The sequence below is a fragment of the Haloplanus aerogenes genome (assembly GCF_003856835.1).
Lineage (GTDB): Archaea > Halobacteriota > Halobacteria > Halobacteriales > Haloferacaceae > Haloplanus > Haloplanus aerogenes.
Genome location: NZ_CP034145.1, coordinates 332515 through 353303, shown reverse-complemented (window position 1 = coordinate 353303; position 20789 = coordinate 332515). Strand labels below are relative to the sequence as shown.

Below are 20789 nucleotides of genomic sequence, written 5' to 3'. Positions count from 1 at the left end.
TGGAGCGGGAAAAGCCTACTTCGGGGGGGTCAGATCGCGCTGGAACTCGTCGAACACGTCGAGGTCGTCGGGGAGGTCGTAGTGGATGCGGCGCTCCTCCTTCCGGTTCTCGCCGCCGGCGTCGAGCGGCGCGGCCACCTCGTCCCACCCGGGCTTGACGCGGACGCTCTTGGCCGGCATGCCGACGGCGATGTGGTGGTCGGGCACGTCGACTTGCACCACCGCTCGGGCGCCCACGACGGCGTTCTCGCCCACACGGCACCCCGCGCTCACCATCGCATCGTAGGTGACGCGGGCGTCGTCGCCGACGACGGTGTGGTAGTTGCGCACCTCGGTCTGGTCGACGATGTCGTGGTCGTGGCTGTAGACGTGGACGCCGTCGGAGATGGAGACGCGGTCGCCGATGGTCAGTTGCCCCCGGTCGTCGAGGTGGACGTCGTCGTGGATGACGACATTGTCGCCGACGGAGATGTTGTGGCCGTAGGTGAAGGAGATACCCTTGAAAAATCGGCAGTTGTCGCCACACTCGGCGAAGAGGTGGTCGGCGAGCATCTGCCGGAAGCGAAGCGCGAACTCGACGTTGTCGGCCATGGGCGTGGCGTCGAACTGCCGCCAGAGCCACTGGAGGTGTTTCGACCGCTGGAAGCGGTCCTCGTCTTTCTCCGCGTAATACTCGCTCTCGAGCGTGGCGTTACAGGGGTCGTACCCCTGCAGACGAACGCGCTCGGTGGGCGACACGTCGCCGCCGTTCTGCCAGCGCTCGTACGCCTCGCGGTCACCGAACAGGTCGATCAGCACGTCCTGTACCACCTCGCACGTGTCCTCGTCGGAGGAGAGTCGCTCGTCCACGTAGTCGACGAACTCCCCGACGCCCGCGTCGGCCTCGACGGGGAGCGAGACGTGTCGCTTGGTCATTGCAGGCGTCGTAAGTCGGGGGTAGCCAAAGGGATTCGGGTGTGCGCGCAGCGCGCGCACTACCACTCGACGCGAGGGAGACGCACCTACGCGAGGAAAACGTGTCGCGGCCGGTCCGCGAGTACGTCACGCCCCCACGAGACGGTGTCCGAGAACTCGTCGGAGCGGAAGAAGTTCATGGCGTCCTCGCGGGAGCGCCACTGGCTGGCGATGAACATGTCGTTCTCGTCTTCGCGGTTGATCATCAGGTCCGTCTCGCCGTGACCCTCCATGTCCGCAAGCAGACCGCCGACCGTCTCGAACTTCTCGACGAAGTCGTCGCGGTGTTCCGGCTTGACCGTGTAGAACATGCCCATCGTGCCGAAGCCGGACTCCTCGCCGGCCCGACTGACGATACCGGGGAGTTCCGACAGGAAGCCCGCGGCGGTGTCGGCGGCGCTCGCGGTGTCCCAGATGCTCACGACCGCCCGCCGGTCGCGTTCGAGGGCGTCGTACACCGCGGTCTTGACGTGCGTGTCGTAGTGGTCGAAGTTCGACCGGAGACCGTCGACTTCCTCGAACAGGTCGTCGGCGTCGGCCTCCGAGTAGAGCACCGTCGCGTACACGTCCTCGCCGTGGGGCTTGCCGGCGTAGATGTTCAGATCCTCGAGTTTGCCGCGGATGCCGTCCTCGTCGGTGTCGTCGTCGCCGTGGGCGTCACCGTGGTCGTGGCCGTCACCCTCGCCGTGATGGCCGCCCTCACCGTGTGCGTGGGCGTGCCCCTCGCCATCGTCCTCGCCGGTCGGCACCGTCTCTCCCGCGAGGAACGCGGGCAGGTCGCTCGGCGGAAACCGCCGACCCACGTAGAAGGGGCCGAACTCGCTGTAGCGGGCGCTCGCCTCGTCGTAGCGCATCTCGTAGACGATATCCTTGAGGTCCGTGGGGTCCTCGGAGAAGAGCGTCACGCCCCACTCCCAGTCGTCGAGGCCGACGGAGGAGGCGACGATCTGTTTCACCCGACCGCCGAACTCACGGCCGTGTTCGCCGTGTTCTTTCATCATCTCGCGGCGGCGCTCGAAGGGCAGGTCGTACCAGTTGTCCTGCTCGCCCCGCTTGCGACTCATCGGGTAGAAGCTGATGTACTGGTCCGCCGGAATGTCGGGTTCGAGTTTCCCCTCGATGTACCGCTTCAGCCCCTGATCGACCTCCTCCTCGTCCTCCGCGAAGTACGCGTCGGAGACGTAGCCGCTGACTTCGGTGACGGAGACGTAGGAGGTGGACTGCTCGGTGAAGGCGCCGAGAGCCGTCCGGTCGAACCGGCGCTCGGCCGTCGAGAGGGCGTCGAGCGTCGGACGCAGGTGGACGATCAGCAGGTCGGCCTTGTGCCCGACCATGGCGAAGACGGCGGAGGCGCCGTCGTCGGCGTCCGCGACTGCCTCGTGGGTTTCGAGGTACTCCACGCCCTCCTCGACGGCCCGGTCGCGCTCCCGTTTGGGGGCGTCACGCCACGCCGCCCAGTCGATCCGACGGAAGTCGTGCAGTACGTACCAGCCCTCGTCCGTCTGCGGTGGCTCGCGCATAGGCGACCGTTGGAACCGGGGGAGTATGGGAGTTGCGTGTTCCGTGTCGTCGGGAGGGACGGCGATTTATCCGTTCCCGTGGCGAACGTGTGAGTTGATGCCACACCAGAGCGCCGCACTGCAACTTGGCGGCGCCGGCGGCCGCGTGGCGTTCCTGCTGGCGTTCTGCGCCCTCGCCCTCGCGGCCATCGCCCTCCAGTTCGCCAAGGTTCGGGCGCTGTACGGCGGCGACGCGTCGGACGAGCGTCGCGTCAACTGCCCGTCGTGTGGCGCGCGGACCGCCGTCGACGAGGAAGTCTGCGAGTACTGCGGGGAACCGTTGGACGGCGGAGCGGAGTGAGGCGGTTGCGGTGAACGTCGTCGACCGCGAGCGAACGCAGTAAAAGGTCGGCTGGTGAACGGTCGGGCCGTTAGAGCAACTGCGGTCCGAAGATCATCAGGATGAGCGACGCGAGCATCGTCAGGCCGATGCTGGTCGTGATGGTGCGCACGATGCGTGCGGAGTCGGTGACTGGGAGCCGCGACACCACCGCCTCGGTACACGTCCGCAGGATGCGGCCGCCGTCGAGCGGGTAGCCGGGGATGCAGTTGAACAGGCCGAGCTGGAGGTTGACCCACGCCGCCCAGAAGAGGGTGTTGGCGATGATGTACACGCCGTCGCCCAGCGGGGCGAGCGGTCCCTCGACGACGTAGAAGTTGGTCACTGCAGGCGTGAATCCGGGGAAGTTGGGGATGCCGAGGACGACGGAGGCGAGCGGCAGGACGAGCGCGACGTAGACCAGCGCGAACGGCGAGTCGACTAGCCCGGAGAAGGCGCCGCCGTCGGTGCCGTCGGAGCCACCGAGCAGTTCGAGGTAGGTGCCGGCGGGGTAGGTGCTGACGCCGAAGTCGGTGATCAGCAGGCCGCTCGTGCCGGGGAAGATGTCGACGCCGATGAAGCCGTTACCGTCCCGCGGGTTCTCGCCGAGCGTGACGGTGTACGTCTCGAACGCGCCGTCCTGATAGGTGCGGACGGGCACCCGGTCGCCCGGGTCGTAGCCGTCGAGCACGCGAGCCAGATCGGTCGAGGACGTGACGCGCTCACCGCCGATGCTGGTGATGATGAGTGAGGCGTTCGTGGGCGCGCTGGCGTTGGCGAGGGGGCCGTCCTGAGCGACGCGCGTGACGTACGCCCCGACGGGGATGGTGCGCTCGCCGGCCGTCGTCTCGATGCGGGCGAAGGTGCTGTCGGCCACCGCGTCCCGGAACTCGCCGCGGGTGTGGACCGCCGTGCCGTTGACCGCCTGCACCCGAATGGGGTCGTCCTCAACGGTCAGGTTCGCGGGGTTGCTGCCGACGCTCCCGACGACCGTCAGCGAGCGCTCGACGCGGATCGTCCGCTCGCCGTCGATCTCGACCGCGACGGTTCGGTTCTCGGCGGCGAGGAGCGCGTCGTCGAGGTCGCCCTCGGACGTTACCTCAGTCCCCGCGACGGCCGTGATGCGGTCGCCGTGGTCGACGCCGGCCGTCGCTGCAGGCGATCCCGGGTAGGCGCCGTCGACGGCGACGCCGGGGGCGACACCCACCGCGCCGATAACGGGGCCAAAGAGGAGCGCGAAGGCGACGGCGGTGAGGACGAAATTGTTGGTCACGCCGGCCGCGAACATCCGGGTTCGGGCGCCGCGGTTCGCGTCCGACTGGCTCTCTTCGTCGGGTTCGACGAAGGCGCCGATGGGGATGAACGCCAGGAAGACGACGCCCATCGACTCGATGTCGATATTTTCGACCCGACAGAGCAGGCCGTGGCCGCCCTCGTGGACGACGAGGCCGATGAGCAGGCCGAAGAGGATTTCGGGCGCGACGGCGAGGGGGAGGAAGTCGTTGACGCCGGGGACGACGAGGAAGTTCTGTGGCTGGTTGACCGCCGACGGCGCCGGCGGATTCTGCAGGATCGTCAGGGCCTGAAAGAGCAGGAGGACGAACATCCCGGCCATGATGACCAAGGCGACGCCGACGCCGACGTTGCTGTACGCCCGCCAGAAGCGCTTCGGTCGCGCGAGACGCGTGAGGAGGGCGCGTCCACGACGGGTGTGAATCGTCGCGATGGGACCCTGCAAGCGGATAGCGTCCGGGAGATAGCCCCGGATCTGGAGCGCCTTCGCGACGAGGGAGTAGACGAGGACGCCGACGAGCACCCACAGCAGCGTGTTCATCTATCCGAGCGAAGGCCGCGACGGCAAAAGGCGTTCGGATACGGTCGGAATCTACGCCGTCGGCTGGATCCGTGTCGTCGCCGGGGGATGGCCGTGGGATGCTACGCCCCGGGCGCCTCGATACCCAGTTCCGCCAGCAACGTCCGCGCGGCCTCGGCGGAGGAACCGGGACCGCGAGCGGTCACGAGGTCACCGTCCACCGTGACGGAGGTGTCCGAGTCGAGTTCGGCGTCCCAGTTCGCCCCCACCGCTTTCACTTCGTCCTCGACCCAGTACGGCAGTTTTCGGCCGTCGGGCATCAGGTCGCGGTCGTCGACGATGCCTTCCTCCCACGCGTTCGGGAAGCCGGTCACGTTCCGGCCGGCGGCGAGGAAGTCGCCGGCGGAGTCGCGGGTAAAGGCGAGGATGCCGACGGCGTGGCAGACGACGAGCGCCTTGCCCTCGCCCTCAACGGCGTCCCGGAGGAGAGCGCGAGCGTGGCGGTCCTGATTGATGTCCCACTCGGTGCCGTGGCCGCCGGGGAAGACGACGGCGTCGAAGTCGGCGGCGTCGACTTCGGTGAGCTGTTCGGGGTCGTTCAGTCGCTCGTCGGACTCGTGGACCTCGCGGACGTGGTCGGCCGTCTCCTCGCCGACGTTGGCCGGGTCGACCGACCGCTCGTCGACGACGGGTGGGTTGCCCGTCGGCGTGGCGACGGTTACGTCGACTCCGGCCGCGTCGAGCGTGGTCAGCGGCTCGATACACTCCTCCCCCCAGTACCCTTCCTCGCTGACGACGAACAGTGCGGATGGCATGTGTGGGGTGTTGGGCGGAGAGCGGTAAAGGGGTTCGTGATGCGGCGGTGACGGCCGGCGCTGGCGACGACCCGCGCGGCTTTTTGCCGCTGGACGCCAAGCTCAACACATGACCCGATTCGACGCGGCCGACACCGCCGAACGCCGCAAACTGTTCGCGGAGGCGGTGCTCGCCCACCGCAACCGCGGGAGCCAGTTTCTCACCATCGAAGTCGATCCGGCGGACGTGCCGGGCGTCGACGCGGACGACGAGGACGAGCCAGTAGCCGTCCCGTGGATACAGTTCGCGGAGAAGACGTTCAACCTCGACTGCGACGAGGCGGAACTCGACCGCCTGAAGGATCTGCTCTCGGAGTTTCCCGAGTGCCGCATCGACCAGATCGAACGCCCCGAGGAGGCAGAGGGGACGAACGTCCGCATCACCGCCCGCTCGGACGCGAATCGACTCGGGCAGTTCGCGGACCGCGCCCTGCAGGTCACCTACGGCCTCGACGACGACTACCGGGCGTGGGTGACACAAATATAGGGGAAGCATAATGGTCGTCGCGTCCCCGTAAGCGGGTATGAACGGATGGGTGCCCCGGATAACGAGCGAGGAGGCGGGCGGACCATGAGTGACGCGGCCGACCCACCGGACCTGCTCTCACGACCGCTCGTCCCCGTCGCGAGCGAGGAGGACGCGGTCGACACCTGTCGGGCGGCCTTCCCGCGCATCGCCGCTGTCGGCGGCCGACCGGTGGTCGTCCACATCATCGAGAAGGCGGGCGGCGCGCCCGACAAAGCGTCGGTCGAACAGCGCGAGACGGTGGCCGAGGCGGCGTTCGACGCCGTGCGCGACTGCGCCGCCGACCACGGCCTCGATGTCGAGACGAAGATCAGCTACGGTCGCGACGTGGCCGGGACGATCATCGAGGCGGCCGACGACATCGACGCAAGCGCCATCGTCTTCCGCCCTCGCGGCGGGTCGTGGTTGCTCGACCTCCTGACGGGAGACGTACGTGACGCTCTCGTGACGGAGAGCGACCGGCCGGTAGTCGTCCTGCCGGACGCAGACACGGAGGGCGGCCGGTGAGCGACGAGGAACTCGCCAAAGACCTCGGTCCGCTCGCTGCCCTCACCATCGGCGTGGGGACGATGATCGGCGCGGGCATCTTCGTCCTCCCGCGAACGGCGATCAGTCAGGCCGGCTCCTTCGCCGTCGTCGCCTTCCTCCTCGGAGGCGGCATCGCCCTGCTGACGGCGTTCTCCGCGAGCGAACTCGGGACGGCGATGCCCAAATCGGGCGGCGCGTACTACTACGTCAACCACGCGCTCGGCCCGCTGTTCGGGTCGGTCGCGGGGTGGGCCAACTGGCTCGGCCTCGCCTTCGCCTCCGCGTTCTACATGGTCGGCTTCGGCCAGTACATCCAGCAGATATTCGGGATCACGGGGACGGTCGGTCTCGGCCCGGTCGGGCTCGACCCGGTGAAGCTCATCGCCCTCGCCGGCGGGGCGTTCTTCGTCGGCGTCAACTACGTGGGCGCCAAGGAAACGGGACGCCTCCAGAACGTCATCGTGATCGTACTGGTCGGGATTCTCGCCGTCTTCACGGCGTACGGGGCGCTCCGAGCCGACCCCGCGAACCTGCCGCCGGCCGCCGGGTTCAGCGACACGATGGCCGTGACCGGCATCATCTTCGTCTCCTACCTCGGCTTCGTCCAGATCACGAGCGTCGCCGAGGAGATCAAGAATCCCGGCGTCAACCTCCCGCGGGCGGTCATCGGGAGCGTCCTGCTAGTGACCGTCATCTACGCGCTCGTCCTCGTGACGATGGCCGCGGCGGTGGAACAGGGGTTCATCAACTCGCTGCCAACCGAACAGATCGCTGTCGTCGAGGTGGCGCGACTCCTCCTCGGCCCCGTCGGCGCCATCGCGATGCTGCTCGGCGGCCTGTTGGCGACGGCTTCCAGCGCCAACGCCTCCATCCTCGCCTCCTCCCGGATCAACTTCGCGATGGGGCGAGACGGTATCGTGAGCGAGTCGCTCAACGAGATTCATCCGCGCTTCGCGACGCCGTATCGCTCCATCGCGGTCACCGGAGCGCTCATTCTGGTGTTCATCGCCGCCGGCACCGTCGAGACGCTGGCCGCGATGGGGAGCGTCCTCCATTTGGTCATCTACGCCCTCCTCAACGTCGCGCTGATCGTGATGCGGGAGGCGGAGCCGCCGGAGTACGACCCGGACTACACGATTCCACTCTACCCGGTCGTCCCGATCCTCGGCGCGCTCACCGCCCTCGGCCTCATCGTCTTCATCGCGCCGCTGGTGATCGCGCTCAGCGCCGTCCTCGTCGCCGGGGCTATCGTCTGGTACTTCGGCTACGCCCGGACCCGTGCCACGAAACAGGGCATCCTCTCGGAGTACATCCTCGACCGCGCCGAGACGATGCCGGACGCCGCCGTCGACGCCGCCGCGAGCGTCCAGCCAGACGGCGGCGAGTATCGGGTGATGGTGCCGCTGGCCAACCCCGAACACGAACGGGACCTGATCGAACTCGCCAGCACCATCGCCAAGGAGCACGGGGGAACGGTCGTCGCGACCCACATCATCACCGTGCCGGATCAGACGGCGCTCGAACGCGCCAGGGACCGCGCCGACGAGATCGACGAGACGTCGAAGTTCCTGCTCGACCGGGCACGCGAGGACGCCGAGACGTTCGGCGTCGACATCGAGACCCACACCATCCTCTCGCACCGCTCCTACGAGGAGATCTTCGACGCGGCGCGCACCCACGACGCCGACCTCGTGGTGATGGGCTGGAGTCCCGGCGCCCACGGCGCCCCCGGACGCGTCGAGGGCACGGTGGACGAACTCGTCCACACCCTGCCCTGCGACATGCTGGTGTTGAGAGATCGGGGCTTCGACCCGTCGCGAATCGTCGTCCCCACGGCCGGCGGTCCGGACTCCGAACTCGCCGCGGAGGTGTCGGCGCTCCTCCGCCTCACCAACGACGCCGAAGTGCGCGTCCTCCACGTCGCCGACGACGTGGCTGAAGGCGAGGCGTTCCTCAAAGAGTGGGCGGCCGAAAACGACCTCTCCGACGCCGAACTCGTCGTCCGCTCGGGCGACGTGGAGGCGATCATCGAAGAGGAGGCCGCCGACGCGACGATGCTCATCATCGGCGCGACCGAACGCGGCCTGATCGAACGGCTGGTGCGCGGGACGCTCGTCCTCGACGTGGTGAACGACGTGGAGTGTTCGGTCCTGCTGGCCGAGCGGAAACGGGATCGCGGCCTGCTCGAACGGCTGTTCGGCTAACCTGACGGTTTTTATCCCTCGACCGCCCCGTAGCGGGTATGGACGCGGATTCGGACACGGGCACGAGCGTCGACACAGACGCCGACGCCGTCACCGGCCCCCCGGACGGCATGGTCGACGCTCGCGACGAACTGACGCCGATGCTGAGTCAGTACTTCGGCCTGTGTACCGAGTACGAGGACGCCCTCCTCCTCTTCCAGAACGGCGACTTCTACCAGACCTACTGCGACGCCGCCGAGGAGGTGGCGCGGGTGTGCGAACTCACCCTCACCCGCCGCGAGGACAGCACGGGCACCTACCCGATGGCGGGTATCCCCGTCGACAACGCCGCCACGTACGTCGAGCGACTACTCGACGCGGGCTACCGGGTCGCCGTCGCGGAACAGGTCGAACGGCCCGAGGAAGCGTCGGGGCTCGTCGACCGCGCGGTCACGCAGGTCGTCACACCGGGCACGGTCGTCGACGACGAGTTGCTGGGTTCGGGCACGAAAAACTACGTCGCGGCGGTGACACGGGAAGGAACGACCCGCGCCGTCGCCGCCGTCGACGCCGCGACCGGCGCGTGTCTGGTGACGAGCGTCGACGACGAGGCCGGCCTGCTGGCGGAACTCGATCGCCTCGCGCCCGCGGAACTGCTCGTCGGCCCGGACGCCACGGTCGACCGCGAGTCGCTGTCGGTCGCACCGATGGTGACGGAGCACGAAGCGGCCGAGATGGACGCCGAGCGAGCACGGGAGACGCTCTCGGCGTACGTCTCCACCCCCGACGCAGTGGTCGAGAGCGACGCCGAACGCCGGGCCTGCGGCGCCGTCCTCGCCTACGCGGAGTGGACGCAGGGCGACGACGGCCCCCTCGAATACGTCACCCGCGTCCGGCGCTACGACCCGCGGGAGGCGCTCGGCCTCGACACGACGGCCATCCGCAGCCTCGAACTCTTCGAGAACCGGGGCGCGGGGTCGAGCGAGACGCTGTTCGACATCCTCGACGACACGGCCTGTGCGCTCGGCCGCCGGAAACTCGACGGCTGGCTCCGTCGACCACTCGTGGACCGGGAGCGCATCGAGGCGCGCCTCGACGCCGTCGAGGCGCTGACCGAACACGTGCTAGCCCGCGAAACCGTCCGCGAGGCGCTCCGCGAGGTGTACGACCTCGAACGCCTCGCCGGGCGGGTGTCGCGGGGACGGGCGAACGCCCGTGACCTGCGGTCGCTGAAGGCGACGCTCGACGCCGTGCCCGCGGTGCTGTCGGGTCTCGACGACGTGGACGCCGCGGCCGACCGCCTCGACGCCCTCGGTGACCGCATCGATCCGCTGGACGAGGTTCGCGATCTGATCGACCGTGCGATTCAGCCCGATCCTCCGGTCGAAATCACCGAGGGCGGCGTGATCCGCGAGGGGTTCGACGACGAACTCGACCGACTTCGGGAGACCGAACGCGAGGGTCGGGAGTGGGTGGCCGACCTCGAAGCCCGCGAGCGGGAACGGACGGGTATCGACTCCCTCTCGGTCGGCCACAATCAGGTCCACGGCTACTACATCGAGGTGACCGACGCCAACCTCGACCGGGTTCCCGACGACTACACGCGCCGGCAGACGCTGAAAAACGCCGAGCGGTTCTACACGCCGGAACTCAAGCGTCGGGAGGACGAGATCATCGGCGCGGCCGAGCGGGCGGACAAACTGGAGTACGAACTGTTCCGCGAGGTGCGCGAGTCGGTCGCCGCCGAGACGGACCGGGTGCAGGACCTCGCGGACGCGCTCGCGGAACTGGACGCGTTGGCGACGCTCGCGGCCGTCGCCATCGACCGCGACTACGCGCGGCCGGCGTTCCACGACGGCAGCGTAGATATCGAGGCCGGCCGCCACCCAGTCGTCGAGGTGACGCAGGACCGGTTCGTCCCGAACGACGCCACCCTTCCGCCGGGGAGCGTGACGCTCGTCACCGGCCCCAACATGAGCGGGAAGTCGACGTACATGCGGCAGGTGGCGCTGATCGTCGTGCTTGCACAGGTGGGGAGTTTCGTGCCCGCAGACGCCGCGACCCTGCCGGTCGTCGACCGGGTCTTCACCCGCGTCGGCGCGAGCGACGACATCGCGGGCGGCCAGTCCACGTTCATGCGCGAGATGGCCGAACTCACGTCGATCCTCCACGAGGCGACGCCGGACTCTCTCGTGTTACTGGACGAGGTAGGGCGCGGCACGAGCACCGCCGACGGCCGCGCCATCGCCCGCGCCACCGCCGAGTTCCTCCACGACGAGGTGGGGGCGGCGACACTGTTTGCCACCCACTACCACGACCTGACGGGACTGGCCGACGAGTACGACCGGGTGCGCAACCTGCATTTCGCAGCGGAGCGGGCGGGCGAGGAGCCACGCTCCTCGGAGAGTCGGCCTACGGCCGACGTAGACGTGACCTTCCTCCACCACGTCGCGGAGGGTCCAGCCTCCTCCTCGTACGGCGTCGAGGTGGCGCGGATGGCCGGCGTGCCCGACCCCGTGGTCGAACGAGCGGGGGCGCTGGTCGACGGGAGCGACCCCGAGACGAACGGTCACGAGGAGGGCGTGCAGGTGACGCTGGACGGGGTGGGAGCGGACGGCGTCGACGCGGACGCCGAGGACGCCGCGGCAGGCGACGACGCGACCGAGGCCGACCTCGCCGCCCGCCTCCGCGAGACCGATATCGCACGGACGACGCCCATCGAGGCGCTGAACCTGCTCGCGGACCTGAAAGACCGAGTCGAAGAATGATACGAACAGTTGTAAGTCAGTACCGGAGGTTCGCCGGACCGCCGTGGCGAACCACCGGTAACCAGTTACAACGATCCGTATGAGACGACTGGACCGCGAGACGGTCGACCGCATCGCGGCGGGCGAAGTCGTGACCCGGCCGGCGCGGGTCGTCGTCGAACTCGTCGAGAACGCGCTGGACGCGGGCGCCGACCGAATCGAAATCGAGGTGGTCGGGGACGGCACCGATCGGATTCGTGTCGTCGACGACGGCGAGGGGATGAGCGCCGAGGAGGCGGCACTGGCGGTCGAGCGCCACACGACCAGCAAACTCCCTGACGGGAACCTGTCGACCGTCGACACGCTCGGCTTCCGTGGCGAGGCGCTGGCGAGCATCGCAGACGTGGCCAACGTGACACTGACGACCAACGACGGCGGGGCGCGGGGGACGCAGGTGCAGGTAACCGAGGACGGTGAGGCGACCGTCGACTCCGCCGGCCGGGGGCGCGGGACGACCGTCGAGGTGACCGATCTGTTCCACAACCGCCCGGCGCGGAAGGAGTCGCTGGCGGCGCCGGCGACGGAGTTCGAGCGGATAAGCGACCGCGTCGCCACCTACGCGCTCCTCCGCCCCGGAGTGGCTATCGCCCTCGACCACGACGGCCGGCGGGTGTTCGCCACGCCCGGTTCCGGCGCGTTCGTGGACGCCGCGCTCTCGGTGTACGGCCGCGAGGTGGCCCGCGAGAGCACGACCCTCGACGCCGAGGCGAGTGTCGAGGTGGGCGACCGGACGGCCCCGGTGTCGGTCCGGGGTCTGCTCGCCTACCCCTCGGTCACCCGGGCCGGAACGGAACACACCCGGATCGCGGTCAACGGCCGGCCGGTGTCGGTGCCGGTCCTGCGGCGCGCGGTCGAACGCGGGTACGGGTCGCTCCTCCCGGGCGACCGCCACCCCGTCACCACCCTCCTCGTCTCGCTCCCGCCGTGGGTGGTCGATCAGAACGTCCACCCGACGAAGGAGACGGTCGCGCTCCGGGCGGCCGACACCGTGGCGGACGCCGTCGAGACGGCGGTTTCGGACGCGCTCGCGACGGCCGACCTCCGGCGGTCGGCGGACGTGGCGATGGATCTGGAGGCGGCGCTCGACCCGGTCGAGTCCGAACCGTCGCTGCTCGGTGATGCCACGTTCGTCGGCCGCTTCCGTGACCTCTACCTGCTCTGTGAGGCCGACGGCGAGTTGCTGGTGATCGATCAGCACGCCGCCCACGAGCGGATCAACTACGAGCGCCTGCGGGCAGCGATGGAGTCGGAGGGCGTTCCGTCGGCCACGCTCGACCCGCCGGCGACGCTCTCGCTCTCGCCGGGCGAGGTGGCCGCCGTCGAGGCCCACGCCGACGCCCTCGCCCGCCTCGGCTTCGACTGCGAACCGTTCGGCGGCGGGACCGTCCGCGTGCGGGCTGTCCCGGCGCCGCTCGGACGCGTCGCCGACCCCGACACGCTCGAATCGACGCTCGCCGCCCTGCGGGACGGCGAGACGGCGGAGCGTCGGGACGAGTTGCTCGCGGATCTGGCCTGTCACCCGTCGCTGAAGGCGGGCGACGAACTCGACGACGACGAGGCCACGGCGCTGATCGAACGGCTGGGGGCGTGCGAACAGCCGTTCGCCTGCCCGCACGGGCGACCGACGGTACTGGCCATCGACGAGGCGCACCTCGCCCGCGGGTTCGAGCGGCACCCGAATCGGCGGTAGTTACGGCCGCCAGATTACCACTCCTTGCAGTCGGCACAGACGTAGGAGTCACCATCTCGCCAGCGACGGGCGACGGCCGCGCCGCAGTCGTCGCAGGCGACGGGGTCGGTCGACCACCGCATCGTGGGCGTGGCGGGTGTGGGTGACGGCTCCGGGGGTCGGGCCGTCGGTTCGGCATCGTCCTCGTCGTCCCCGTTGGCGTTCGCGTTCGCGAACTCGTCGAGCGAGCGGTCGGACACGCCCCCACCCACGGACGCGTCGGATTTAGCTATTCGGTCGAGCGCTCGTGGGCCGTCGCCGCGAGGTCGATGGCGGCATCGAGGTCCGGCCCGAGCGGCGATCCGACGACGACGCTGTCGGCGTACTCCAGCACGTTCCCTAGCCGGTCGGCCACCTCGTCGACCGTCCCCGCGGCACAGAAGGCGTCGATCATCGCGGGCGTCACGAGGTCGAACGCCTCGGAGAAGTCGCCGGTGCCGATCCGGTCACCGATCTCGTCGGCGCGGTCCGGGTCGAGATCGTGCCGGGCGAGGACGGGCGGCGGCGACCCGGCGGCGATGAACGCGACCGGGGGCCGGGCGGCCTCGCGGGCGGCCTCACGGTCGGCGGCGACGCTGACGCTCGCGTAGGCCGCGAGGTCGAAGTCGCCGAGGCCGTCGAGGCGATCCGTCAGGCCCTTGTCGACCTGCTCGCGCGCCCAGCGGAGATCCGCGGGGTGGGCACCGTTGTAGAGCAGGCCGTCGGCGTGTTTCGCGGCCATCTTGCACATGTGCGGCCCCTCGCCGCCGACGTAGGTCGGGATGGGGGTGGGCACGTCGAAGTTGAGGCCGGCGTCCTCGGCCTCGAAGGTCCCGTCGTGGGTGACGCGTTCGCCGTCCCAGAGTCGCTGAGCGACCTTGAACGCCTCCAGGACGGGGCGGAGGCCGCGGTCGTCGGCGAGACCGAGATTCCCGAGTGTGGAGGGGTCGCCGGGACCGATGCCGAACACCGCGCGGCCGTCGCTGGCTTCCGCGACGGTCGCCACCTCGCCCGCGAGCGTGACGGGGTGGCGCTCCAGCGGGTTGACGACGCCGGGGCCGAGTCGTACCGAATCCGTCGCCGCGGCGAGACGCGAGAGCGCGGCGAAGGGCGAGCGGTTGTTGTAGTGACTGGAGACGAAAATCGTGTCGTAGCCGGCGGTCTCGGCGGTCGTCCCGAGGTCGACCAGTCGGTCGAGCGGATGCTCGGGCGTGAGTTCGATGCCGAGCATCAGCGGCGGTGGCACCTCCGGCCAGTGGGCGAACGCGTCGGAATCATCGTGCGTCGGTTGGGGCGAACGGGGAAAAGCCGTTCGTCGTACGCGGTACCTGCCGGTGTCTACTCGTACGACCAGCCACGGAGCGCCTGCCGCACGAAGTCACCCTCCACGTCCCGAAAGAGGGCGTCGCTCCCGTCGTGGTCCCCGAAGTCGAAGTCGCGGACGACGACGACCGGCGTGCCCCCGGCACCCTCGCCCGCGACGAGGTTGGCCGCGGCGGCGAGTTCGTCGACCACCGCTTGCACGGTCACGCCGAGTTCGCGCCCCTCGCGGTCCGTCTCGCCCCGCCAGTCGCGGGCGGCGGGCGTGCCGGCCCACCCGATAGCGACGCCGCGCTGTCCGTGGCGGAAGGGGCGGCCGCAGGTATCGGTGACGATCACGCGGTCGGCGGTGAGTCCCGTCTCGATCCGCGCGGCGCTCTCGCTCGGCCGCCGCGGCAAGAGCAACAGGTCGCCACCGGGCACGTTCGAGCGGTCGATGCCCGCGTTGACCGTCACGTGACCGAATCGCGTCTCGGTGAGGAGAAAGGGCGCCTCCATCAGGAGGTCGGTGCTCTCCTCCAGCACCGCCTGCGCGAATCGCGGGTCCTTCTCGTCGCCCGTGGCACGTTCGAGGCGGGCGGCGATTTCGCGGGCGCGCGGCCCCGCCGGGAAGTCCGAGAGGTCCGCAACCCGGTCTTCGACCTTCGAGACGACCGTACTCGCCACGCAGACCACGTCGTCGGGGCGGAGGTCGGCGCGTGCCTCGATCAGGTCGGGAATGGAGTCGCCCGGCCGGAACTCCGGGAGGTCGGGAACGGCGAAGACCTCCATCGTCGGCGTCACCAGCCGTCCTCGCGGTGGAGCGTCACGTCGATGTCGCCGTCGGCGATAGTGGCGGTCATCATGGTCGTCTCCGTCGCCGGATCGGCACCCGTGGCCGATCCCGGATTCAGGAGGCGGACGCCGTCGTGAACCTCGTCCATCGCTTCGTGCGTGTGGCCGGCGATACCGACCGCGTCGGGGCGACCGTGCTCTTTCACCGCGGCCGCGACACGGTCCTCGTAGCCGATACGGTCGCCCGTGCCGTGGGTGACGACGAACTCGACGCCGTCGCACTCGACGGTGGCGACTTCGGGGAGGTCGATGTCCGTACCGTCGATGTTGCCCCGAACGCCGGTGAACGAGCCGCCGGCGAGCGACCGGACCTGATCGACGACCGAAGGCGTCTCGAAGTCGCCGGCGTGGACGACGTAATCGGCCGCTTCGACCCGCTCGCGCACCCAGTCGGGGAGGCCGCTCGCCCGCCCGGGAACGTGCGTGTCGCTGATGATCGCCAGCTCCATACTCGTCCGTTGTCGTGAGACGGGAAATCGTTGTCCCAATCGTCACGAGCGTCGTTACGGGCTGGAGTCGCTGTGTATCGGTCGTCGCCGTCCCCGGAATCGACGACGACCGGCACGGACGACAATTCTTAGTGTCGCTGGCCCCCGAACGGCGGCTATGACCCACGTCGTCACCTGTTTCCTCCGCCACCGGACGGCGATCCTGCTCGGCCGCCGGAGCGACGCCGTCGGCACGTACACCGGTCGCTGGGCGGGCGTCTCGGGCTACGTCGAGGGCGACCCCGCCGACGCCGAACGGGACGCCCGCCGAGAGATTCGCGAGGAGACGGGACGGACGGACGCGACGCTCGTCCGCACCGGCGACCCCGTCGACGTGGTGGACGGGGAGCGGACGTGGACGGTCCACCCGTTCCTGTTCGACGTTGAGGATCGCACGGTCGAGCCGAACGAGGAAATCGCTGCCCACGAGTGGGTGTCGCCGCCGGCGATCCTGAACCGGCCCACGGTCCCCGGTCTCTGGGACGCCTACGCCGCCGTCGCGCCGACCGTCGAGACGGTGGCAAGCGACGAGACGCACGGCTCGGCGTGGATCTCGGTGCGCGCGCTCGACATCCTGCGGGATCGGGCGGCCGTGACCGACTCGACCGACGCCGTCGAAGCGGTCGCCCGCGAGTTGCGGGACGCCCGGCCGAGCATGGCCGCCCTGGCCAACCGCGTGAACCGGGTGATGGCGACGGGCGAACGGGCGCCGCAGGCGGTGGCGAAACGGGCCGACGAGGCGGCCGAAGCGGCGCTCGACGCCGACGCCGACGCCGCGGCGCTCGCGGCCGAGCGGTGCGGCGAGTCGGTCGCCACGCTCTCGCGATCGGGGACCGTCCTCGCCGCCCTCCGCGAGGCCGAGCCGACGGTCCTGATCGGGGAATCCCGCCCTGCCTGCGAGGGGACGGACGTGGCGGCAGCGCTGGCCGACGAGGGGCTAGACGTGACGCTGACGACGGACGCGGCCCTGGCGAGCGAACTCGCCGACCGGGACGTGGACAGCATCCTCGTCGGCGCCGACGCCGTCCTCGCGGACGGGAGCGTCGTCAACAAGGTTGGCACCCGGAGCCTCGCGCTCGCGGCCGCCAGCGAAGACGTGCCGGTGTACGTCGTCGCCGCCGTGGACAAGGTGCGGGCGGACGAGGAGATGTACGGTGAGACGGGCGACGCGACCGCTCTCTACGACGGTGACGCACCCGTCACCGTCGCGAATCCCATCTTCGAGCGGACACCCGCGGATCTGGTGGACGGCGTGCTCACCGAGCGCGGCGTCCTCGACGCCGACGGTATTCGGGACGTGGCGGCGGAACACCGAGAAAATGCGACGTGGAACGGGGGGAATGGAGCGTCAGTCGGGGATCGTGAGTAACGTTTGGTCACGGCACACCCGACTACGATAACTCTCCGCGTCCGAGGCGATCAGGGCGCCAGCGTGGATGGCCACGCCGCCGATCAGGACGCTCCCGACGAACGTCAGGAGCCGATCCTCGAGCGCGAGTGCGGTGATCGGGGGCATGCGTTACGCGGCGTTCGCGTCGGCGTTATCCTCGTCCGGCGTCGCGTCGCTCACCGACTCGCCGAGCGAGCCGTCGCCATCACTGCCGAGGAACGACCGGATGAGGTCGTGAATCTGGGCGACGTGATCGGGCACCTGCGCGGGCAGGTCCGCAGGCGGGCCGCGGCGGTCGGCGTTCTCGGCGTTCGACGCGCCGGCGTCCGCCTCGTCAGCCGCGTTGTCGGCGCCGGCGTCAGCGGCGTCGTCACGGTTGTCCGCGCCGTCTTCGGCGTTCTCGGCGTCGTCGTCCGCGTTCTCGTCGGCCTGCTCCGCGTGGTCGTCGTACTGGTCGTCCGCACCGACATCGACGGGCGCGTTCCCGGGCGCCGCGGCGACCGTACCGGCGGTCACCAGCAGCGCCACGAACACGACCGCGACGAGTTTCGTTCGGATCATCGTTGCGCTCGGTGCGTGTGGCTGGGGGGTATTGAACCCCGATTCCCGTCAATCCGGATTTTCGGCGGTTTGAACCGGATTTAAACCGATTTTAACGTCGATAAAATGGAGTCAACGCGGGTGAACTCGGGTATCGACCGGCCTTCCGTCGAGGCCGGTGGGATGTCAGGAACGGCGCGTGATCCGGGAATCGGCGCGACGACGACGACCCACGCCGGCTTTTATGCGCCGCGGTCCCGATCCGAGAAGCATGGACGAACGCAGCGTCGACGCTCCGACGGATCCGGAGGACGCGTTCCTGACGCTGAGCAACGACCTCCGCCTCGAAATCCTGCTGGCGCTGTGGGAGGCGCCCGGTTTTTCGCTCTCCTTCGCGGAGTTGCGGAAGGCGGTCGACGAGCGCGACTCGGGGACGTTCACGTACCATCTCTCGGAACTCGTCGGGCACTTCGTCGGAGAAACCGAGTCGGGCTACGAACTCCAGTATCCGGGCCACCGGGTACTCGACGCCATCCAGAGCGGGGTCTTCCACCAGCAGGGGACGGTCGGTCCCGTCGAACTCGACGGAGACTGTCTGGAGTGTGAGGCGTCGCTCACGTTCGAGTACGACACCGACTACATCGGCCGCGTCGGCTGTGAGGCCTGCGACGAGCGGGTGCTGGAGTGGCCGTTCGACCCCGGCAGCGTCGCCGACCGGACGCCCCGGGAGGTGGCCGCGGCGTTCGACCGCCGCACCCGCCTCGTCTGGGGGTGCGCACTCGACGGCGTCTGCCCCTTCTGCGCCGGGCGTGTCGAACGGGAGATCGCGGAGGAAACGACCGAATCCGGCCTCTGTATCGGTGTGCTGGAGGATCTCGACCGTTACGACGAGTTCTTCGCTCGCGACCATCCCGCCGTCGTCTCGCTCGACTGCCGACGCTGTAGCTTCTACAGTTTCGTTCCCGTGGGCGTCGTCCTCCTGCATCGCCCGCACGTGACGGGACGGCTGTGGGAGCGCGGCCTCGACGTGCGCGAGACGCCGCTGTGGGAACTGGGATTCCTAATCGACGCCGACGCGGTGTCGGTTCGCGAGGCGCACCCGCTCACCGTCGCGGTCACCGCGCACCCGCCGGACGGCGACCCCCTGACCGCGCTCGTCGACACGGATCTCGCGGTCACGGTCGAAACGTAATATCGGATTCCTTACTGGAACCGAATCCACGAATCGCTTAACTGACTCCCTGCCCTCGGTTTCGAATAGATCGAAAATGATAGAGAAGCCGAACGTTGTGGCAATCACAGGGAGTCAGCGTGACGGCAGCCACACGGCGACGGCCGTCGACATCGCACTGGCGCAGGCACGGCGGGCGGGTGCGGAGACGGATCACGTCGACCTCGCGAGTCTCGACCTGCCGCTTTTCGACCCCGACCGGCCCGACGCGGGGGACGCGGAGATGCTCCGCCGGCGCGTGCGGGCGGCCGACGCCGTGTTGCTCGCCACGCCGATGTACCACGGCTCCGTCGCATCGCCGCTGAAGACGGCGCTCGACTACTGCGGGTTCGACGAGTTCGAGGAGACGACGGTCGGCCTGCTTGCCGTCGCCGGCGGCGCGTTCCCGACGGCCGCGCTGGATCACCTGCGGACCGTCGCGCGGGCACTCGACGCGTGGGTGCTCCCGCACCAGGCCGCAGTCCCCGACTCGCACGCACAGTTCGCGGACGGGGAGTTGACCGATTCAGACCTCCGTGAACGGGTCGAACGGCTGGGCGAGGACCTCGTCGCCTACGCGGGCGTCGCCTCGTGTGCCGCCGACGTGGCGGTGACGGCCGAAACGCCGGCGGAAGCGGGGGACTGATCGGGCCGAGACGCGGGATTCTTGACGCCGCGCGACCAACGGCCACCGGTGGCCGTGACGAAGGTTACCCCCTCCGAGCCCCTTGTGACGAGGGATTTCCCCGAGCCACCGTCTTCGGTTCGCAGACAGGCTTTTGAGCAACGGCTCTGAATCCGCCGTCATGCCCCACATTTCGACACTCGGCGTCCACGAGTCGGTCGACGAGGTGTTTCCCGCGGCCGTCTTCCGCGACGCCCTCGCGGACGCCGGCCCGTCGGTCGAAATCGTCGATTCGGACGACGACCTCACCGCCCTCGACGCCCTCGTCACGTTCGAGTACGAGGAGTACTTCCTCGACGCCGGCCTCGACTGGATTCACTCGATTCAGGCGGGCGTCGACCGCTTCCCCTTCGACGCCCTGCAGGAGCGCGGTATCGCCCTCACCAACAGCACCGGCATCCACGGCGACGTGGTCGGTGAGACGGCGGTCGGTCTCATGCTCTCCTTTGCCCGCCGCCTGCACGCCCACCGGTCGAATCAGGAGCGCGGCGAGTGGGTCAAACCCGCGTGGGACGACGCCTTCCCCCTGCGCCGGGAGTCGGCCTGCGTCGTCGGCCTCGGGACGCTCGGCCGCGGTATCGCCACCCGCGCCTCGGCGCTCGGGATGGACGTGACCGGCGTCAAGCGCACCCCCACGCCCGTCGACGGCGTCGACGAGGTGTACCCGCCCGAGGACCTCCACGACGCCATCGCGGACGCTCGGTTCGTCGCCCTCGCGGTGCCGCTGACCGACGACACCGAGAAGATGATGTCTACCCCGGAGTTCGAGGCCATGCGCGACGACGCCTACGTGATCAACGTCGCTCGCGGCCCCGTCGTGGACCAGTCGGCCCTCGTCGACGCCCTCGATGCCAGCGAAATCTCGGGTGCCGGCCTCGACGTGTTCGAGACCGAACCCCTCCCCGCCGACTCGACGCTCTGGGACCGCGACGAAGTGATCCTGACGCCCCACGCCGCGGGGTTCAACGAGGAGTATTACGAGCGAGTGGCGACCATCGTCCGCGAGAACCTGCGGCGACAGCGGGAGGGGGAGTCGCTGACGAATCGCGTCGTGTAGTGCATCGCCAGCGG

General features: G+C 69.4%; 20 protein-coding genes. 10 read left to right on the top strand and 10 right to left on the bottom strand.

Annotated elements, in window-relative coordinates; genetic code table 11:
- Nucleotides 1-15: 15 nt before the first annotated feature.
- Complete coding sequence (locus DU502_RS01745; RefSeq protein WP_121920076.1) at nt 16-915, bottom strand: acyltransferase; 900 nt, start codon at nt 913-915, stop codon at nt 16-18.
- An 86-nt stretch (nt 916-1001) separates the two neighbouring features.
- Nucleotides 1002-2474 (bottom strand): heme-binding protein, encoded by a 1473-nt coding sequence (locus tag DU502_RS01740; RefSeq protein WP_121920077.1) that lies wholly within the window; start codon nt 2472-2474, stop codon nt 1002-1004.
- A gap of 97 nt (nt 2475-2571) precedes the next feature.
- Here DU502_RS01740 and DU502_RS01735 point away from each other — a divergent pair, with 97 nt between their 5' ends.
- A complete protein-coding gene (locus DU502_RS01735; protein ID WP_121920078.1) occupies nt 2572-2814 on the top strand; it encodes a zinc ribbon domain-containing protein in 243 nt (80 codons plus the stop codon).
- 70 nt (nt 2815-2884) lie between these two features.
- Here DU502_RS01735 and DU502_RS01730 read toward each other — a convergent pair whose 3' ends face one another.
- Both DU502_RS01730 and DU502_RS01725 read right to left on the bottom strand, forming a co-directional pair.
- Nucleotides 2885-4666 (bottom strand): site-2 protease family protein, encoded by a 1782-nt coding sequence (locus tag DU502_RS01730; protein ID WP_121920079.1) that lies wholly within the window; start codon nt 4664-4666, stop codon nt 2885-2887.
- Between the two features lie 101 nt (nt 4667-4767).
- Nucleotides 4768-5460 carry a type 1 glutamine amidotransferase domain-containing protein gene (locus DU502_RS01725; RefSeq protein ID WP_121920080.1) on the bottom strand — a complete coding sequence of 231 codons (693 nt, stop codon included), beginning with the start codon at nt 5458-5460 and terminating at the stop codon, nt 4768-4770.
- Between the two features lie 109 nt (nt 5461-5569).
- Between DU502_RS01725 and DU502_RS01720 the strand changes: the two genes are divergently transcribed.
- The 5 genes from DU502_RS01720 (at nt 5570) to mutL (ending at nt 13233) form a co-directional block, all read left to right on the top strand.
- Nucleotides 5570-5986 carry a hypothetical protein gene (locus tag DU502_RS01720; RefSeq protein ID WP_121920081.1) on the top strand — a complete coding sequence of 139 codons (417 nt, stop codon included), beginning with the start codon at nt 5570-5572 and terminating at the stop codon, nt 5984-5986.
- 84 nt (nt 5987-6070) lie between these two features.
- Nucleotides 6071-6532, top strand: coding sequence for a universal stress protein (locus DU502_RS01715; protein ID WP_121920082.1), 462 nt, complete (start codon nt 6071-6073; stop codon nt 6530-6532).
- A complete protein-coding gene (locus tag DU502_RS01710; RefSeq protein ID WP_121920083.1) occupies nt 6529-8757 on the top strand; it encodes an amino acid permease in 2229 nt (742 codons plus the stop codon). Before DU502_RS01715 ends, DU502_RS01710 begins: the two co-directional genes overlap by 4 nt.
- 38 nt (nt 8758-8795) lie before the next feature.
- On the top strand, nt 8796-11504 hold the full coding sequence (mutS, locus tag DU502_RS01705) for a DNA mismatch repair protein MutS (protein WP_121920084.1): 2709 nt from the start codon (nt 8796-8798) through the stop codon (nt 11502-11504).
- Between the two features lie 79 nt (nt 11505-11583).
- Complete coding sequence (gene mutL / locus DU502_RS01700; protein WP_121920085.1) at nt 11584-13233, top strand: DNA mismatch repair endonuclease MutL; 1650 nt, start codon at nt 11584-11586, stop codon at nt 13231-13233.
- A 14-nt stretch (nt 13234-13247) separates the two neighbouring features.
- On the opposite strand, the gene DU502_RS01695 is transcribed toward mutL, so the two are convergent.
- From DU502_RS01695 to DU502_RS01680, 4 genes are all read right to left on the bottom strand, one after another.
- Entirely contained in the window at nt 13248-13472 is a 225-nt protein-coding gene (locus DU502_RS01695; RefSeq protein WP_121920086.1) for a DUF7573 domain-containing protein, read from the bottom strand.
- 29 nt (nt 13473-13501) lie between these two features.
- The gene (locus DU502_RS01690) at nt 13502-14482 is read right to left on the bottom strand and encodes a 5,10-methylenetetrahydromethanopterin reductase (protein WP_121920087.1); all 981 of its coding nucleotides are present in this window, start codon (nt 14480-14482) and stop codon (nt 13502-13504) included.
- A gap of 107 nt (nt 14483-14589) precedes the next feature.
- Nucleotides 14590-15342 (bottom strand): coenzyme F420-0:L-glutamate ligase, encoded by a 753-nt coding sequence (locus DU502_RS01685; RefSeq protein ID WP_121920142.1) that lies wholly within the window; start codon nt 15340-15342, stop codon nt 14590-14592.
- A gap of 8 nt (nt 15343-15350) precedes the next feature.
- Nucleotides 15351-15854, bottom strand: coding sequence for a metallophosphoesterase family protein (locus tag DU502_RS01680; protein WP_121920088.1), 504 nt, complete (start codon nt 15852-15854; stop codon nt 15351-15353).
- Nucleotides 15855-16011: 157 nt separating this feature from the next.
- Here DU502_RS01680 and DU502_RS01675 point away from each other — a divergent pair, with 157 nt between their 5' ends.
- A complete protein-coding gene (locus DU502_RS01675) occupies nt 16012-17262 on the top strand; it encodes an NUDIX domain-containing protein (protein ID WP_121920089.1) in 1251 nt (416 codons plus the stop codon).
- Here DU502_RS01675 and DU502_RS18045 read toward each other — a convergent pair.
- Together DU502_RS18045 and DU502_RS18040 are read right to left on the bottom strand one after the other, a co-directional pair.
- Entirely contained in the window at nt 17242-17409 is a 168-nt protein-coding gene (locus DU502_RS18045) for a hypothetical protein (RefSeq protein ID WP_158601153.1), read from the bottom strand. The two genes, DU502_RS01675 and DU502_RS18045, sit on opposite strands and share 21 nt — an antisense overlap.
- A 3-nt stretch (nt 17410-17412) precedes the next feature.
- The gene (locus DU502_RS18040; protein ID WP_133412383.1) at nt 17413-17844 is read right to left on the bottom strand and encodes a hypothetical protein; all 432 of its coding nucleotides are present in this window, start codon (nt 17842-17844) and stop codon (nt 17413-17415) included.
- A gap of 250 nt (nt 17845-18094) precedes the next feature.
- On the opposite strand from DU502_RS18040, the gene DU502_RS01665 reads away from it, so the two are divergent.
- From DU502_RS01665 to ddh, 3 genes are all read left to right on the top strand, one after another.
- Nucleotides 18095-19015: a winged helix-turn-helix domain-containing protein gene (locus tag DU502_RS01665; RefSeq protein WP_121920091.1), complete on the top strand. Its 921-nt coding sequence runs from the start codon at nt 18095-18097 to the stop codon at nt 19013-19015.
- A gap of 76 nt (nt 19016-19091) precedes the next feature.
- Complete coding sequence (locus tag DU502_RS01660) at nt 19092-19679, top strand: NADPH-dependent FMN reductase (protein WP_121920092.1); 588 nt, start codon at nt 19092-19094, stop codon at nt 19677-19679.
- A gap of 160 nt (nt 19680-19839) precedes the next feature.
- Nucleotides 19840-20775 carry a D-2-hydroxyacid dehydrogenase gene (ddh, locus tag DU502_RS01655; protein WP_121920093.1) on the top strand — a complete coding sequence of 312 codons (936 nt, stop codon included), beginning with the start codon at nt 19840-19842 and terminating at the stop codon, nt 20773-20775.
- Nucleotides 20776-20789 lie beyond the last annotated feature (14 nt).